At 67.6% G+C, this 14951-nt stretch carries 15 protein-coding genes; 9 read left to right on the forward strand and 6 right to left on the reverse strand.

Annotated features, from left to right (window positions below):
- Positions 1–72 precede the first annotated feature (72 nt).
- Complete coding sequence (gene dnaN / locus QT196_RS20075; protein ID WP_018092092.1) at positions 73–1203, reverse strand: DNA polymerase III subunit beta; 1131 nt, start codon at positions 1201–1203, stop codon at positions 73–75.
- 1020 nt (positions 1204–2223) lie between these two features.
- A complete protein-coding gene (gene dnaA, locus QT196_RS20080) occupies positions 2224–4119 on the reverse strand; it encodes a chromosomal replication initiator protein DnaA (protein ID WP_168480406.1) in 1896 nt (631 codons plus the stop codon).
- A 378-nt stretch (positions 4120–4497) separates the two neighbouring features.
- On the opposite strand from dnaA, the gene rpmH reads away from it, so the two are divergent.
- The 9 genes from rpmH (at position 4498) to QT196_RS20125 (ending at position 11342) form a co-directional block, all read left to right on the forward strand.
- Positions 4498–4635 carry a 50S ribosomal protein L34 gene (gene rpmH / locus QT196_RS20085; protein ID WP_003949374.1) on the forward strand — a complete coding sequence of 46 codons (138 nt, stop codon included), beginning with the start codon at positions 4498–4500 and terminating at the stop codon, positions 4633–4635.
- A gap of 21 nt (positions 4636–4656) precedes the next feature.
- Positions 4657–5115, forward strand: coding sequence for a ribonuclease P protein component (gene rnpA, locus QT196_RS20090; RefSeq protein ID WP_168480407.1), 459 nt, complete (start codon positions 4657–4659; stop codon positions 5113–5115).
- A complete protein-coding gene (gene yidD, locus QT196_RS20095) occupies positions 5112–5429 on the forward strand; it encodes a membrane protein insertion efficiency factor YidD (protein ID WP_042150996.1) in 318 nt (105 codons plus the stop codon). Before rnpA ends, yidD begins: the two co-directional genes overlap by 4 nt.
- A gap of 3 nt (positions 5430–5432) precedes the next feature.
- Complete coding sequence (yidC, locus tag QT196_RS20100; protein WP_168480408.1) at positions 5433–6572, forward strand: membrane protein insertase YidC; 1140 nt, start codon at positions 5433–5435, stop codon at positions 6570–6572.
- Positions 6573–6586: 14 nt separating this feature from the next.
- Positions 6587–7093 (forward strand): R3H domain-containing nucleic acid-binding protein, encoded by a 507-nt coding sequence (locus tag QT196_RS20105; RefSeq protein ID WP_085923686.1) that lies wholly within the window; start codon positions 6587–6589, stop codon positions 7091–7093.
- A 134-nt stretch (positions 7094–7227) separates the two neighbouring features.
- On the forward strand, positions 7228–7953 hold the full coding sequence (gene rsmG, locus QT196_RS20110; RefSeq protein WP_168480409.1) for a 16S rRNA (guanine(527)-N(7))-methyltransferase RsmG: 726 nt from the start codon (positions 7228–7230) through the stop codon (positions 7951–7953).
- Between the two features lie 304 nt (positions 7954–8257).
- Positions 8258–9328, forward strand: a complete 1071-nt coding sequence (locus QT196_RS20115) for an AAA family ATPase (RefSeq protein ID WP_290355350.1) — start codon at positions 8258–8260, stop codon at positions 9326–9328.
- A complete protein-coding gene (locus tag QT196_RS20120; RefSeq protein WP_168480410.1) occupies positions 9325–10416 on the forward strand; it encodes a ParB/RepB/Spo0J family partition protein in 1092 nt (363 codons plus the stop codon). Before QT196_RS20115 ends, QT196_RS20120 begins: the two co-directional genes overlap by 4 nt.
- Positions 10417–10724: 308 nt before the next feature.
- Positions 10725–11342, forward strand: coding sequence for a GNAT family N-acetyltransferase (locus tag QT196_RS20125; protein ID WP_030075726.1), 618 nt, complete (start codon positions 10725–10727; stop codon positions 11340–11342).
- Positions 11343–11430: 88 nt separating this feature from the next.
- On the opposite strand, the gene trxA is transcribed toward QT196_RS20125, so the two are convergent.
- From trxA to sigM, 4 genes are all read right to left on the reverse strand, one after another.
- A complete protein-coding gene (trxA, locus tag QT196_RS20130; RefSeq protein ID WP_042150984.1) occupies positions 11431–11757 on the reverse strand; it encodes a thioredoxin in 327 nt (108 codons plus the stop codon).
- 46 nt (positions 11758–11803) lie between these two features.
- Complete coding sequence (gene trxB, locus QT196_RS20135; protein ID WP_168480411.1) at positions 11804–12778, reverse strand: thioredoxin-disulfide reductase; 975 nt, start codon at positions 12776–12778, stop codon at positions 11804–11806.
- 114 nt (positions 12779–12892) lie between these two features.
- The gene (locus tag QT196_RS20140) at positions 12893–13837 is read right to left on the reverse strand and encodes a hypothetical protein (RefSeq protein WP_168480412.1); all 945 of its coding nucleotides are present in this window, start codon (positions 13835–13837) and stop codon (positions 12893–12895) included.
- Positions 13834–14517 (reverse strand): RNA polymerase sigma factor SigM, encoded by a 684-nt coding sequence (gene sigM, locus QT196_RS20145; protein ID WP_290355351.1) that lies wholly within the window; start codon positions 14515–14517, stop codon positions 13834–13836. Before sigM ends, QT196_RS20140 begins: the two co-directional genes overlap by 4 nt.
- Positions 14518–14951: the final 434 nt, after the last annotated feature.

The raw sequence follows: 14951 nt of genomic DNA on the forward strand, positions 1-14951 counted from the left end.
GCCGTTGTGCGGTGGCGGCCTACCGGACGGACCGGTGGACCGCCACCCGCGTGGCCCGCGCTCTCCCGGCCGTCAGCCCGACAGGCGCACCGGCATGATCAGGTACTTGTACGCGTCGTCCGCCTCGGCGTCCTTGGCCGGCCGGCCGCTCAGCAGCGCGGGCTTGGTCGAGGTCGTGAAGGACAGCTGCGCCACGGGGGAGTCGATGGCCGACAGGCCCTCCAGGAGGAAGCCGGGGTTGAAGGCGATCGAGATGTCGTCGCCGTCCAGATCCGCGTCGACCCTCTCCACAGCCTGTGCATCGTCGCTGGAGCCGGCCTCCAGGATCAGCACACCCTGCTCGAAGCTCAGCCGGACCGGGGTGTTCCGCTCGGCCACCAGGGCCACACGCTTGACGGCCTCGACGAACGGGGCGGTCTCGATCACGGCGACCGAATTGAACTCGGTCGGGAAGAGCGTGCGGTACTTCGGCAGGTCGCCTTCCAGCAGACGGGTCGTCGTCCGGCGCCCGGCACCCTCGAAACCGATCAAGCCCTCGCCCTGGCCCGAGCCGGACAGCGCCAGCGTGACAGTGTCGCCGCTGCTCAGGGACTTGGCGGTGTCCAGCAGCGTCTTGGCGGGGACCAGCGCGACCGCGGAGGCGTCCGGGCTCTCCGGCTTCCACAGGAACTCACGCACGGCGAAGCGGTAGCGGTCGGTGGAGGCCAGGGTGACCGTGTCGCCCTCGATCTCGATGCGTACGCCGGTGAGCACCGGAAGGGTGTCGTCACGGCCGGCGGCGATGGCTACCTGGGCGGCGGCAGCGGCGAAGACCTCACCGGGGACGGTGCCGGTGGCGGTGGGCATGGTCGGCAGGGACGGGTACTCCTCCACCGGAAGGGTGTGGAGGGTGAACCGCGAGGAGCCGCAGACGACGGTGACCCGTACACCGTCGGTGGAAATCTCCACCGGGCGGTTGGGGAGCGCACGGCAGATGTCGGCGAGCAGCCGGCCGGAGACGAGGACCGTGCCCTCCTCTTCCACCTCCGCGTCCACCGAGACCCGTGCGGAGACCTCGTAGTCGAAGCCGGAGAGGCTCAGCGTGCCGTCCTCCGTCTTCAGCAGCAGGCCCGCGAGGACGGGCACCGGCGGACGGGCCGGGAGGCTCTTGGCCGCCCAGGCCACTGCCTCCGCGAGTACATCGCGCTCCACCCGGATCTTCACCGGAAACCGCCTCCTGCTGTTGCTGGCTTTTCGCCCTGCTGGCCTTCGTCGTCGGCTGGGTTGCCGGAGACCAGTCTGACGCACGCCACCGGCAGTCGGTGCGGCTCGGGGTCAAGTCGACTCGGCCGAGGGCGGACACCCGGCGGCCAAGTTGTGCACAGGCCCCGTTTCCGAACGAGTTCCCCGGTAGATATCCGTGGTCGTAGTAGTAGGGGCTGTGGAAACCGTGGACAACCGCTTTTGCGCAGGTCAACGCGGATTTTTTGTCCACCGCCCCTGTGGGTGGAGGCCGTGGATAAGCGGGCGGTTCTGTGGACCGCCGAAAGTTCTGCACACCCGATGCACAGGAGACAGGTACTTCTCCCCAGTGCCATCCCCAGCTTTACCCACGTTCCCCACAGCCCAACCGACCACCTTGGTGTGACGGCTTTCACTCGGCCCGGTGAGGGCGGGTGTCGTGTTGCCGAACAGTGGACAGCGGTGTGGAGAAGCTGCGGATCGCTGGGGACAACAGCTGCTTGCCTGTGGGCGGGCGGTGGACAAGACGTCGGCCGCCCTGTGGACGAATCCTCTGTCCACACCCTGTGGAAGAAGGTTGGCCACAAATCCACATGCGGCTGACCTCCTCCGATGCCCCGTCAGTACACCGGCCTGTGGATCCCACAGGGATAACTTTCCCCTCCCCAGGATGTGGACGGAAGATTCTTGCCCAATCTGTGGAGAGAGGCCGTGTCCCGCCGCGGAATCGAACACAGCAGGCGCGCTCCACAGGTTTTGGATGGCGTCGGGGCGTCTCGGAGTGGTGGGTCGGGTGCCTCAAAGCGGGTCCGGGAGAGGTGCGTTCCGCGATCGGACGCGCTCGACGGGAGCGCGCAGGATGCCGCAGAGAGAGGCGGAGGGAGCGGGGAGCAGCCGGGAGAGGCGGTGCGGCCGGGGCGCTCGCCGGTCGGCGGTCCCCGTACGACGAAGGGCGCTCCGGGAGCGGATCCCGGAGCGCCCTGGGCGTCCTGTGGGCCGGCCTCAGCCGTTCTTGATGCGGTTGGTCAGCTCGGTGACCTGGTTGTAGATCGACCGCCGCTCGGCCATCAGCGCGCGGATCTTGCGGTCGGCGTGCATCACGGTCGTATGGTCCCGGCCGCCGAACTGCGCGCCGATCTTCGGCAGCGAGAGGTCGGTCAGCTCGCGGCACAGATACATGGCGATCTGGCGGGCGGTCACCAGGACCCGGCTGCGCGAGGAGCCGCACAGGTCGTCGATGGTCAGCCCGAAGTAGTCCGCGGTGGAGGCCATGATCGCGGTCGCGGTGATCTCCGGCGCGGCATCCTCGCCGCCGGGGATCAGATCCTTCAGCACGATCTCGGTCAGCCCCAGGTCCACCGGCTGCCGGTTGAGCGAGGCGAACGCCGTGACCCGGATCAGCGCGCCCTCCAGCTCACGGATGTTCCGCGAGATCCGGGACGCGATGAACTCCAGCACCTCCGGCGGCGCGTTCAGCTGCTCCTGGACCGCCTTCTTGCGGAGGATCGCGATCCGGGTCTCCAGCTCGGGCGGCTGGACGTCGGTGATCAGACCCCACTCGAAGCGGTTGCGCAGCCGGTCCTCCAGGGTGACCAGCTGCTTGGGCGGCCGGTCACTGGAGAGCACGATCTGCTTGTTCGCGTTGTGCAGCGTATTGAAGGTGTGGAAGAACTCCTCCTGCGTCGACTCCTTGCTCGCCAGGAACTGGATGTCGTCGACCAGCAGGATGTCCATGTCGCGGTAGCGCTTGCGGAACGCGTCCGCCTTGCCGTCGCGGATGGAGTTGATGAACTCGTTGGTGAACTCCTCCGAGCTCACATACCGCACCCGGGTGCCCGGATACAGGCTCCGCGCGTAGTGCCCGATCGCGTGCAGCAGGTGGGTCTTGCCCAGCCCCGATTCCCCGTAGATGAACAGCGGGTTGTACGCCTTGGCCGGCGCCTCGGCGACGGCCACCGCGGCGGCGTGCGCGAAGCGGTTCGAGGCACCGATGACGAAGGTGTCGAAGAGGTACTTCGGGTTCAGCCGCGCGGTCGGCTCACCGGGGCCGGTCGCCGGCGCGGGCTGCGCGGCGAGCGGACCGGGCGCACCGCTGGGCGCGGGAAGCATGGCGCCGGGGCCGGACCCGGGGTTGCCCGAGCGGCCGTGCCCACCGGGCTGGTGCTCGGAGAGGTCGCGGCGCGGCTGGTCGTACGGGGAGCGCGGACCGTCGGAGTGCTGCGGCGGACCGTTGCGGTCGGGCGCCTGCGGACGGTAGTCGTTCTGCCGCTGCTGATGCTGCGAGACATGGGACGACGGGGAGGCGTACGGGTCACGCTCGGGGTAGCCGCCGAGGTGCTGCTGCTGCCAGCCGTAGTCGTCGCGCGGACCCGGGGCCCCGCCCATCTGCGGCCAGCCGCCGGGCTCGTGCCGGGGCTGCTGATAGTCCGGGTAGGCGGGCCGGACGCCGGGCAGGTCCTCGCCCTGGCGCCCGTAACCCTGCCGGCTGTCGTGCCGGGACTCGTGCCGGGCTTCGTAGCCGTCGTACGCATCGTGCTGCTGCTGAGACTGATGTGTCTGCTGGTGGTGCTGCTGGGACGACTGGTGCTGAGGCGCCGGCGGCGTGGACTGCGCCGGAGGCTCCTCGGCGGAGTCGTCCACGGTGATCGCGATCCGGATCGGGCGGCCGCACTCATGGCTGAGGGCCTCGCCGATCAGTGGCGCCAGCTGGCCCTCGAGCACGGTCTTGGCGCGTTCATTGGGCACGGCGAGCAGCGCGGTGTCGGCGACCAGCGCCAGTGGCTGGGTGCGCCTGAGCCAGTCCTGGTGCGTGGGCTTGATGCCGTCGGCCTCCGCACGAAGGAGGTGATCGAGCACGCGGGGCCACACTGCGGCAAGATCGGCAGGTACATCAGCCACAGGGCACGCTCTCTCAGCAGTCCACGAATGTGTGATTCTCAGGACGGGCGGGAAGGAATCGAAGTTCAGCCACGGTAGTCAGGGCGGGCCTGGGGATTCAAGTTGTTGTCCACAGGCTGTGCATAGTGTGTCCTGACAAGGGGTCGGTGGGCGATGCCGAGGAGCCGGTTTGACCGGATGGCGTAGCCGCGCGTACCGTGACCAGGTCGAGTTGTCGATGGCTGCTGCCGCCTGCCTCCGATGGGCAAAGATCACGCTCGAAGTGATCGTGTAGCGGTGCACTTAGGCGTTGCGAGCTACTCGTGGGCGCACGGTGACAGCCAGTCGACGCCCCACATCTGTCTCTCCTGAGACAACAAGTATTCCTGGAGCCCCCGAGTGAGCAAGCGCACCTTCCAGCCGAACAACCGCCGTCGCGCGAAGACCCACGGTTTCCGTCTGCGCATGCGGACCCGTGCCGGCCGCGCGATCCTCGCGTCCCGCCGTGGCAAGGGTCGCGCCCGCCTGTCGGCCTGAGCAGCAACCTAGGTCCATGACGTGCTGCCTACCGAGTATCGGCTGAGGCGGCGCGAGGACTTTGCGACCGCGGTACGCCGGGGACGCAGGGCCGGGCGCCCGCTCCTTGTCGTTCATCTTCGCAGCGGTTCAACGGACCCGCACGGGTCGGGGGAAAGTGTTTCCCCGGCACGTGCGGGTTTCGTCGTGAGCAAGGCAGTGGGTAACGCTGTCGTGCGCAGCAAGGTCAAGCGCAGACTCCGTCATCTCGTGCGCGATCGGCTGGACCGGCTGCCCGCCGGTAGCCTGGTTGTCGTACGGGCCCTGCCCGGTGCGGGTGACGCGGATCACGATCAGCTGGCCCGCGACCTGGACGCCGCCTTCGAGCGGCTGCTGGGAGGGGCGCCGAGAGGCTGCAATCCCCCGGGGGCTGCGACCGACAGCAGCTGCCCCGCGGGCCCCCGGAACCCCGGACGGGACCCGGGAGGGAGCGCACAGTGAAGTACCCGCTGCTGCTTTTGATCAAGATTTATCAGTGGACCATCAGCCCCCTGCTGGGACCGGTCTGCAAGTACTACCCGTCGTGCTCGCACTATGGCTACACGGCCATCGACCGGCACGGCGCGGTGAAAGGGACTGCGCTGACAGCCTGGCGCATCCTGCGGTGCAATCCGTGGTCGCTCGGGGGCGTCGACCACGTCCCTCCCCGGAAGCGTCCGGTTTGGCATCAGCGGCTGAGGAGCCGCCTGGGCGGGCCCACCGTCCCTGAGCCTGTCGCCCAGCCCGAGACTCAGCCCAACGTCCAAGGAGCCTGATTCGTGGACACGATCCTCAGTCCCCTCTATATCGCTGTTTCCTGGATCATCGTCCAGTTCCACTCGTTCTATGGCCTCATCTTTGACAAGGACAGTGGCGCGGCGTGGGGTCTGTCCATCGTCTCGCTGGTGGTGCTGATCCGTATCTGCCTGATCCCGCTCTTCGTGAAGCAGATCAAGTCGACGCGGAACATGCAGGCGCTTCAGCCGAAGATGAAGGCGATCCAGGAGCGCTACAAGAGCGACAAGCAGCGCCAGTCCGAAGAGATGATGAAGCTCTACAAGGAGACGGGCACCAACCCGCTCTCGAGCTGTCTCCCGATTCTGGCCCAGTCGCCGTTCTTCATCTCGCTGTACCAGGTCCTGAACCACATCGCCCAGAACAAGGTGGTCGGTGTCATCGACCAGCCGCTTCTGGAGAGCGCGCAGAAGGCCCACATCTTCGGTGCGCCGCTGGCGGCGAAGTTCATGGACAGCGCGGAGAAGATCCAGAGCCTGGGTGCTTCTGTGGTCGACGTCCGCGTGGTCACGATCATCATGATCGTCCTGATGTCGGCGTCGCAGTTCTACACGCAGCGCCAGCTGATGACCAAGAACGTCGACCTCACGGTGAAGACGCCGTTCATGCAGCAGCAGAAGATGCTGATGTACGTCTTCCCCATCATGTTCGCCGTCTTCGGCATCAACTTCCCCGTCGGTGTTCTCGTCTACTGGCTGACCACCAACGTGTGGACCATGGGCCAGCAGATGTTCGTCATCCGTCGTAACCCGACGCCGGGCAGCAAGGCCTTCGAGGAGCGCCAGGAGCGGCTGCGGGCCGCGGGCAAGATCGTCGAGGCGCCGGCCGAGGTCGCTGCGAAGCAGGCCGCGGAGGAAGCGCGCCAGAACCGCCAGCAGCCCAAGCGCCAGACGAAGAGCAAGCGGCAGACCGGTGGTGCTCCGGCCGGCGGTGCGCAGAACCGTACGCGTGCCGGATCGGCGTCGGATGACTCGGGCTCCGGTGAGGGTGCGGCGAAGAAGCCTTCGCTGGAGAAGACGGACGCGCAGGACGGCAAGGGCAAGGGCGGCGCCTCCGGCTCCCGCACGACCAAGTCCGGACAGCGCAAGGGCCAGCAGCGCCCCAAGCACCCGACCAAGAAGTAAGAAGGAGTCCTTTCGTGACGGACACGACCCCTGCCACCAAGGGCACCGACACCCTGACCCGCCTGGAGCAGGAAGGCGAGATCGCGGCCGACTACCTCGAGGGTCTGCTGGACATCGCCGACCTCGACGGTGACATTGACATGGATGTCGAGGCCGACCGCGCCGCGGTGTCGATCATCAGCGACTCGACCAGCCGTGATCTCCAGAAGCTGGTGGGCCGCGACGGTGAGGTGCTGGAGGCCCTTCAGGAGCTGACCCGGCTGGCCGTTCACCGTGAAACCGGTGACCGCAGCCGTCTGATGCTGGACATCGCCGGCTTCCGGGCGCGTAAGCGTGAAGAGCTCTCGGAGATCGGCGCGAAGGCGGCGGAGGAGGCGAAGGGCACCGGACAGCCGGTGAAGCTCGACCCGATGACGCCCTTCGAGCGCAAGGTCGTCCACGACGCGGTGGCGGCGGCCGGGCTCCGGAGCGAGTCCGAGGGCGAGGAGCCGCAGCGTCGAGTGGTCGTCCTCCCGGCCTGACCGCTCAGCGCTCCCGTTTTTCTTTGGCCCCGTCTGCTCGCAGGCGGGGCCAAAAGTTGTCAGCGTTCTGTGTTATCCCGGGGCGTAACCCGGGTTCCCGGCAGAAGTAGCAGTCCAGAGGAAGGGCGGTTCCCGTGACGGAGGAAGCAGCGGAGCTCCCTCCTGCGCCGAAGGCGGCGGAGGAGGTATTCGGTGAGCGCTATGCGGAAGCCGTGCGGTACGGCGAACTGCTCGCCGACGCCGGGGTGAGGCGGGGGCTCATCGGCCCGCGTGAGGTGCCGCGGCTGTGGGAGCGGCATCTGTTGAACTGCGCGGTGCTCTCCGAGGTGGTGCCCGAGGGCGTCTCGGTCTGCGATGTGGGCTCGGGGGCCGGACTGCCCGGTATCCCGCTGGCGCTGGTGCGCCCGGATCTGAAGATCACGCTGCTGGAGCCGCTGCTGCGGCGTACGAACTTCCTTCAGGAGGTCGTCGAGCTGCTCGGGCTGGACCATGTCACGGTCGTGCGCGGGCGGGCCGAAGAGGTCATGGGCAAGCTCCCCCAGGTGCATGTGGTGACGGCGCGTGCTGTTGCCCCGCTCGACCGGCTGGCCGGCTGGGGCGTGCCGCTGCTCCGTCCCTACGGCGAGATGCTGGCGCTCAAGGGCGATACCGCTGAGGAGGAGCTCAAGGCGGCTCGGGCGGCACTGAGCAAGCTCGGTGTGGTGGAGACCTCGGTGGTGCATGTGGGCGAGGGCGTGGTGGATCCGCTGTCGACCGTGGTGCGCGTCGAGGTGGGCGAGAGCCCCGGCGGTGTGCGCTTTGCGGCCAAGCGGGCGAAGGCGGCGCGCGTGAGCCGTGCGTCGAGGGGGCGCCGGCGCTGAGGCTCTGCTGCCGGCGCGCGAGAAGTCGGCATCGGCATGAGGGGATTCCGTTCCGCGACAGCAGGACGGGCGAATTCCGTAAATGCCATCAAAACGACACAAGACGGAGTGTCGCGGCTCATTCAGGCGCGACGCTGGCATCGTGTTTCACGTGAAACGTCGTTCTCTGCTGCAAGGGATCATCGACCGTGGTCGTGCGGCCGCCGTGCCGCGCGACCGTAGACCCACAAGGGTCAGCGAAGTATCCACAGAAGTGGATTCGTCCACAGGAGAACGGACCTCACTGGTTCACGACACCGAAAGCATGGCAGGCTCTGAACATTGCGAGCCTGATGTCGAGGAGAGTGAATCCTTGCGGTCCGACGCCAACATCGCGGGACCGATGACCGATCCGGTCCCCGGTCCCCGTAGCGAGTCGTTCGGGGACGACGTTTCACGTGAAACGCCGCCCCCGATGGACGACACCCCGATCGGTCGTGCAGCTCAGCTTGCGGTGGAGGCACTTGGCCGCGCGGGTGAGGGGCTGCCCCGGCCTGAACAGACTCGGGTCATGGTGGTTGCCAACCAGAAGGGCGGGGTCGGCAAGACCACGACCACGGTGAACCTGGCGGCCTCCTTGGCCCTGCACGGTGCCCGGGTCCTGGTGATCGACCTCGATCCCCAGGGCAATGCCTCAACGGCACTGGGTATCGACCACCACTCCGAAGTGCCCTCCATCTATGACGTGCTGGTGGACAGCAGGCCCCTCTCCGATGTGGTGCAGCCGGTCGCTGATGTGGAGGGCCTGTTCTGTGCGCCCGCCACGATCGATCTGGCCGGTGCGGAGATCGAGCTGGTCTCGCTGGTGGCGCGGGAGAGCCGGCTGGACCGCGCCATCAAGGCGTACGAACAGCCGCTGGACTACATCTTCATCGACTGCCCGCCCTCCCTCGGCCTGCTGACGGTCAACGCTCTGGTCGCCGGCGCCGAGGTGCTGATCCCGATCCAGTGCGAGTACTACGCGCTGGAGGGGCTGGGACAGCTGCTGCGGAACGTCGATCTGGTGCGGGGCCATCTCAACCCCAAGCTCCATGTCTCGACGATTCTGCTCACCATGTACGACGGGCGCACCCGGCTTGCGTCCCAGGTCGCCGATGAGGTCCGCAGCCACTTCGGCCATGAGGTGCTCCGTACGAGCATCCCCCGCTCGGTGCGCATCTCCGAGGCACCCAGCTATGGGCAGACGGTGCTCACCTATGACCCGGGATCCAGCGGCTCGCTGTCCTATCTCGAAGCGGCCCGAGAGATCGCCTTGCGCGGGGTCCCGCAGACCGGGGGCCAGGGCCTCAGCGTCAACTATGAAGCACAGCACAGCATCTCGGAGGGGAATCAGTGAGTGAACGACGTAGAGGCCTGGGCCGTGGGCTCGGTGCGCTGATCCCCGCAGCACCGCAGAGCACGGATCATGCCGGACCCGCAGGACAGGGAGCGACATCACCGTCGTCCGTACCGGTCCTGGCCCCGGAGCGTGGGGTGGCGGCCGCCAAGGTGACGTCGCTGCCGGCGCACGGTGTTTCACGTGAAACGGAAGCACCGGCCGCGACGGAGACGGCGGGTATCTCGGAGGTGGCCGGCGCGCACTTCGCCGAGGTGCCGCTGGACGCGATCAAGCCGAACCCGCGGCAGCCGCGTGAGGTCTTCGACGAGGACGCCCTGGCCGAGTTGGTCACCTCCATCAAGGAGGTGGGCCTGCTCCAGCCGGTGGTGGTCCGTCAGACGGGGCCGGGGCGGTATGAGCTCATCATGGGTGAGCGCCGCTGGCGGGCGTGCCGTGAGGCCGGACTGGAGAAGATTCCCGCGATCGTCCGGGCCACGGACGACGAGAAGCTGCTGCTCGATGCGCTTCTGGAGAACCTCCACCGGGCCCAGCTCAACCCGCTGGAAGAGGCAGCCGCCTATGACCAGTTGCTGAAGGACTTCCAGTGCACGCATGACGAGCTGGCCGACCGGATCGGGCGTTCGCGCCCGCAGGTCTCCAACACGCTGCGACTGCTGAAGCTCTCGCCGTCTGTGCAGAAGCGGCTTGCCGCGGGTGTGCTCTCCGCGGGCCATGCCCGTGCCCTGCTCTCCGTGGAGGACTCGGAGGAGCAGGACCACCTGGCGCGCCGCATCGTCGCGGAGGGACTCTCGGTCCGTTCCGTCGAGGAGATCGTGACGCTCATGGGGTCGACCCCCAAGGGCGCGAGCAAGGCCAAGGGGCCGCGTGCCGGCACCCTGGTCTCCCCCGCGCTCACGGGCCTCGCTTCCCGGCTGTCCGACCGCTTCGAGACCCGGGTGAAGGTCGACCTGGGACAGAAGAAGGGAAAGATCGTCGTTGAGTTCGCCTCGATGGACGATCTGGAGCGCATTCTCGGCACCCTCGCCCCGGGTGAGGGCCGTGTCCTGGGCCAGTCCCTGGCCGAGGAGAACGACGAAGAGGAGTGAGCTGACGATCTCGGCTCCCGGGCGGGCCGTGTTCCGGAGCCCTTACCGGAACACGTGCCCGCCCTTTGCGCTCTTGCGGTACCCGCGCCCGTAAAGGGTGGATACGATGCGTTCGGGTATGGCACGCATCCATGTGGAGACATCTCACACCGAGGAGAGGCCATGCGATCGGTGAGCCGCACCGGACTGCTGGCAGCGGGCTTCGGTCTCGCAGCCGTCGGAGGGTTCGTTGGTGGTCTGCTCAGAGAGCAGGTGGCGCTGACGGCGCTGCGAGGTGTGGCAGGCGAGGAAAGCGAGGACCTGAGTTCATGGGCCGTCGGCTCGTACCGCTCACGCTGGACAACCTTCCGGACCTCCCCAAGCGCTGCCGCTCCTGTGTCTTCTGGGAGCTCGACCCCGTCAGCGGCGAGGCCGCGGTAAAAGCGGGTCGCCCTGAGCTCGAGAAGGAAGCCTGGATCTCGGCAGTACTGCTGGAGTGGGGGTCCTGTGGGCGGGTGGTCTATGTCGATGAGGTGCCGGTCGGGTTCGTGATGTACGCCCCGCCGGCTTATGTGCCGCGCTCCACGGCCTTCCCCACCAGCCCGGTCTCACCGGACGCGGTGCAGCTGCTGACGGCGTGGCTGATCCCCGGCTATCAAGGGCAGGGGCTGGGGCGGGTGATGGTCCAGACGGTCGCCAAGGACCTTATCCAGCGCGGCTTCAAAGCCATCGAGGCCTTCGGAGATGCCCGGTGGAGTGAGCCGGCCTGTGTGCTGCCCGCCGATCATCTGCTCGCGGTGGGCTTCAAGACCGTGCGTCCCCACCCCCGCTTTCCTCGACTGCGGCTTGAGCTGCGTACCACGATCTCGTGGAAGGAAGATGTGGAGCTGGCGCTCGACCGCTTGCTGGGAGCTGTCCAGAAGGAACCCGCACTGCGACCGCTGTAGCGCCGAGCCGATGTTTCCCGTGAAACAGAGAACGGGCCCGCCCCCTCGTGGGGACGGGCCCGTTTCCCGTGAAACGTGGCGGCGTGGCTCAGCCGAGGAAGTCCGCCAGGTCGCGCTCGATCGCGGCCTTCGGCTTGGCACCGACGATGGTCTTCACGACCTCGCCGCCCTGGTAGACGTTCATGGTCGGGATCGACATGACGCCGTACTTGGCGGTGGTGGCCGGGTTCTCGTCGGTGTTCAGCTTGGCGATGACGATCCCGTCGTGCTCGGCGGCAATCGCCTCCAGGGAGGGGGCGATCTGGCGGCACGGGCCGCACCAGGTGGCCCAGAAGTCCACGAGAACGGGCTTGTCGCTCTTGAGGACGACCTCTTCGAAGTTGTCGTCCGTGACGGTCACCGTGGCGCCGGCCATGGGAATCTCCTTACTGGGTGGGTGGTGGGAAAGCTGGGTGCGCGGGTCAGGCGGCGGGGGTCTTCTCCGGCTCGGGCGTCGACTCGCCGTCCGACAGCGCGGCGAGGAACCGCTCGGCGTCGAGGGCGGCGGAACAGCCCGTGCCGGCCGCGGTGATCGCCTGACGGTAGGTGTGGTCGACAACGTCGCCGGCGGCGAAGACGCCCGTCAGGTTGGTGCGCGTGCTGGGGGCGTCGACCTTGAGGTAGCCGTCGTCGTCGAGGTTCAGCTGGCCCTTGAACAGCTCGGTCCGCGGGTCGTGGCCGATCGCGATGAAGAGGCCGGTGACGGGGAGCTCGGAGGTCTCGCCGGTCTTGAGGTTGCGCAGCGTCAGACCCGAGAGCTTGCTCTCGCCGTGGATCTCGGCGACCTCGCTGTCCCACACGAACTTGATCTTCGGGTCGGCGAATGCACGCTCCTGCATCGCCTTGCTGGCTCGCAGGGTGTCGCGGCGGTGGACGACCGTGACCGACTTGGCGAAGCGGGAGAGGAAGGTGGCCTCCTCCATCGCGGTGTCGCCTCCGCCGATGACGGCGATGTCCTGGTCCTTGAAGAAGAACCCGTCGCAGGTGGCGCACCACGAGACGCCGCGACCGGACAGCTCGTCCTCACGGGGCAGGCCGAGCTTGCGGTGCTGGGAGCCGGTGCTGACGACCACGGTCTTCGCGCGGTGCACATTGCCGGCGGTGTCGGTGACGGTCTTGATCTCGTCGGAGAGATCGACCGCGACAATGTCGTCCGGCACCAGCTCGGCGCCGAAGCGCTCCGCCTGGGCACGCATGTTGTCCATGAGGTCCGGCCCCATGATGCCGTCGCGGAAACCGGGGAAGTTCTCCACGTCGGTGGTGTTCATCAGGGCGCCTCCGGCGGTGACGGCACCTTCGAAGACCAGCGGCTTCAGGGACGCGCGGGCGGTGTAGAGCGCTGCGGTGTAGCCCGCGGGCCCGGAGCCGATGATGATCACGTTGCGGACGTCGCTCACGGGTGTCTTCCTTGTCTCTGCCGACTGCTTGCTGGGGCTCTCGGTTCTCTCACCCCACCCAACGGATCCTACGGGGCGAGCATTCCCGGAGTGTCACAGCGCACTTCTCGTCGCTCAGTCTCGCTGGAACGAGTGCGACAGCAGAACCCTTCCGGGAGCCGGTGGTGTGGCAGAGACGCATGAGGAAGCGATGACATACGCAGAGACGCGCTGGGGATCGGTCGGATGCGGCAGCACCACGAGGTAGGCGTCCTTGCCCTGGTAGCGGGTGTGGCTGGTCGCCAGCGGAGTCTCCGGACGGGCGGTGCCATGGCGGACGCAGGACGGAATGGTGTCGGCGCTGCCGCTCATCGGGGTGTCGGGGGAGCTCCGGGTCCCGATGCCGGGGGACTTGTGCCCCTTCGACGTCAGCAGTTCGTCCACATGTGATTCGAGACTCGCCGCGGTGAGGGCACCCGCTTCGCCGGTCTTCTTCTCGGGGGTGGCGGTGGTTCGGTCCTGTTTGCTCGCCTGGGTGCCGTCGAGAGCGGCGTTCTGAATGAGCAGGCCGCCGAAGCTGAAGACGGCCGCGGCCGCCGCGGTGCCGAGCAGAATCCGTGGCCAGCGCCGCGCACGGGACGCACGGCCGGCAGGCGTCTGCCGTCCCGGTCCCGAGGAGCCCCGGGGGCGTCCGGCGGGCCGGGCGGCCGGTGCCCCTCGGCGAGGTGTCTCTTCGTCGGTTTCACGTGAAACCACGACGGGGACGGTGGCTGTTTCACGTGAAACCTGAGCTGTGGCGACAGGAGTGGTGGCGTCCAGCAGCGCTTCGGCGGCGAGGGCGGCATCGATGCGACCGGCGACATCGGCAGGCATCCGCAGCGGGCCGGGGAGCGTGCCGAGCAGCGACCGGATTTCCTCCAGGGACGCATAGACGTCGTCACACAGGGGACAAGTGGCTAGGTGGTCGCGCAGTTCTGTGGTGCGCGAGGGAGAAAGCAGCCCGTCCGTGAGCTCGGAGATTTCGGAGACCTCCGGGTGCTCACCTGTGGGGTGCTCACCCGTGCCGGTTGTCGACGTCACGCTCGCCCACCTCCGCCCTTCACGGCACCTGTGTCCTTCGGCCCTGCCGTCGGTGGGACGGATGTCCCCTGCGCCCGGTTCCTTCCCCCGCTCACGGGTTTGCTATCCCCGTTGTCAGCGCGCAGATGGGTGACCAAGGGCAGGAGCCGAGCCCGGCCCCGTGCGCAGCGGCTTTTCACCGTTCCGGTCGGGATATCGAGGATCGACGCGGCCTCCGCGACGGGGTAGCCCTGCATATCGACGAGGACGAGCGCGGCCCGTTGTTCTTCGGGAAGGGTGCGCAGGGCACTGAGCAGCTCCCGGTGCAGATCCTGGCGCTCGGCGGGTGCCGCGGCGGATTCCTCGGGCTCCAGCAGCTGCTCCAGCCGCTCGGTCTCGGCGATGGGTGAGGTGCGCCGCGAGGCGGCCTTGCGGGCCCGGTCCAGACAGGCATTGACCGTGATGCGGTGCAGCCACGTGGTGACCGCGGACTGACCGCGGAAGGTGTGCGCCGATCGGTAGGCGGAGACCAAGGCGTCCTGCACGGCATCGGCGGCCTCTTCGCGATCCCCCAGGGTGCGCAGCGCCACCGCCCAGAGCCGGTCGCGATGGCGCCGGACTATCTCCCCGAAGGCATCGGGGTCACCGGCGACATGGCGAGCGATGAGGTCTTGATCACTAGAGTCCTCCAGCAGACCCACCCATGCCCCCTCACCTAGCGCCGACTCCTGGGAATCTTGCCCCCTGTGGGACATCGGCGTAAAGATCGCCAACCTGCTGCTACCTGACGTAAGGGTCTCCTGACGTGCAGCAACAATGCGTCACTGTTCATCGTAGGCAGGTGCGTGGAGAACCACTACGGAACTCATTGACTCATGGACAAGTGACCTTCTTGCCCGAGAGCGCCAAATGATGCGTTGCTGCTTTTGCTTCTCAGGGGAGTGCTTCTCAGGTGCCGCTTTTGACCTTGAGAGTGGGCTGCCCGCCGACGGGCGTGATCGCTGGTCCGGGTCGACTTGCGCCGCGAAAGGGCTGGAGTCGTACGAAAAAGGCCTGATGGCCTGCTGATTCTTCAGCAGGCCATCAGGCCTTGGTGGGCTAGTTGCGGCCCTGGGTGTCCTGGGCGACGACGAAG

Origin of the sequence: Streptomyces sp. P9-2B-2, from assembly GCF_030406865.1 — a bacterium.
In the GTDB taxonomy this organism is placed as follows: domain Bacteria; phylum Actinomycetota; class Actinomycetes; order Streptomycetales; family Streptomycetaceae; genus Streptomyces; species Streptomyces platensis.

Bases quoted from the DNA above. Each gene is read 5' to 3' on its own strand.
- QT196_RS20115 (WP_290355350.1), top strand. From the start codon at position 8,258: ATGGCAGGCTCTGAACATTGCGAGCCTGATGTCGAGGAGAGTGAATCC.
- QT196_RS20125 (WP_030075726.1), top strand. From the start codon at position 10,725: ATGGGCCGTCGGCTCGTACCGCTCACGCTGGACAACCTTCCGGACCTC.
- trxA (WP_042150984.1), bottom strand. From the start codon at position 11,757: ATGGCCGGCGCCACGGTGACCGTCACGGACGACAACTTCGAAGAGGTC.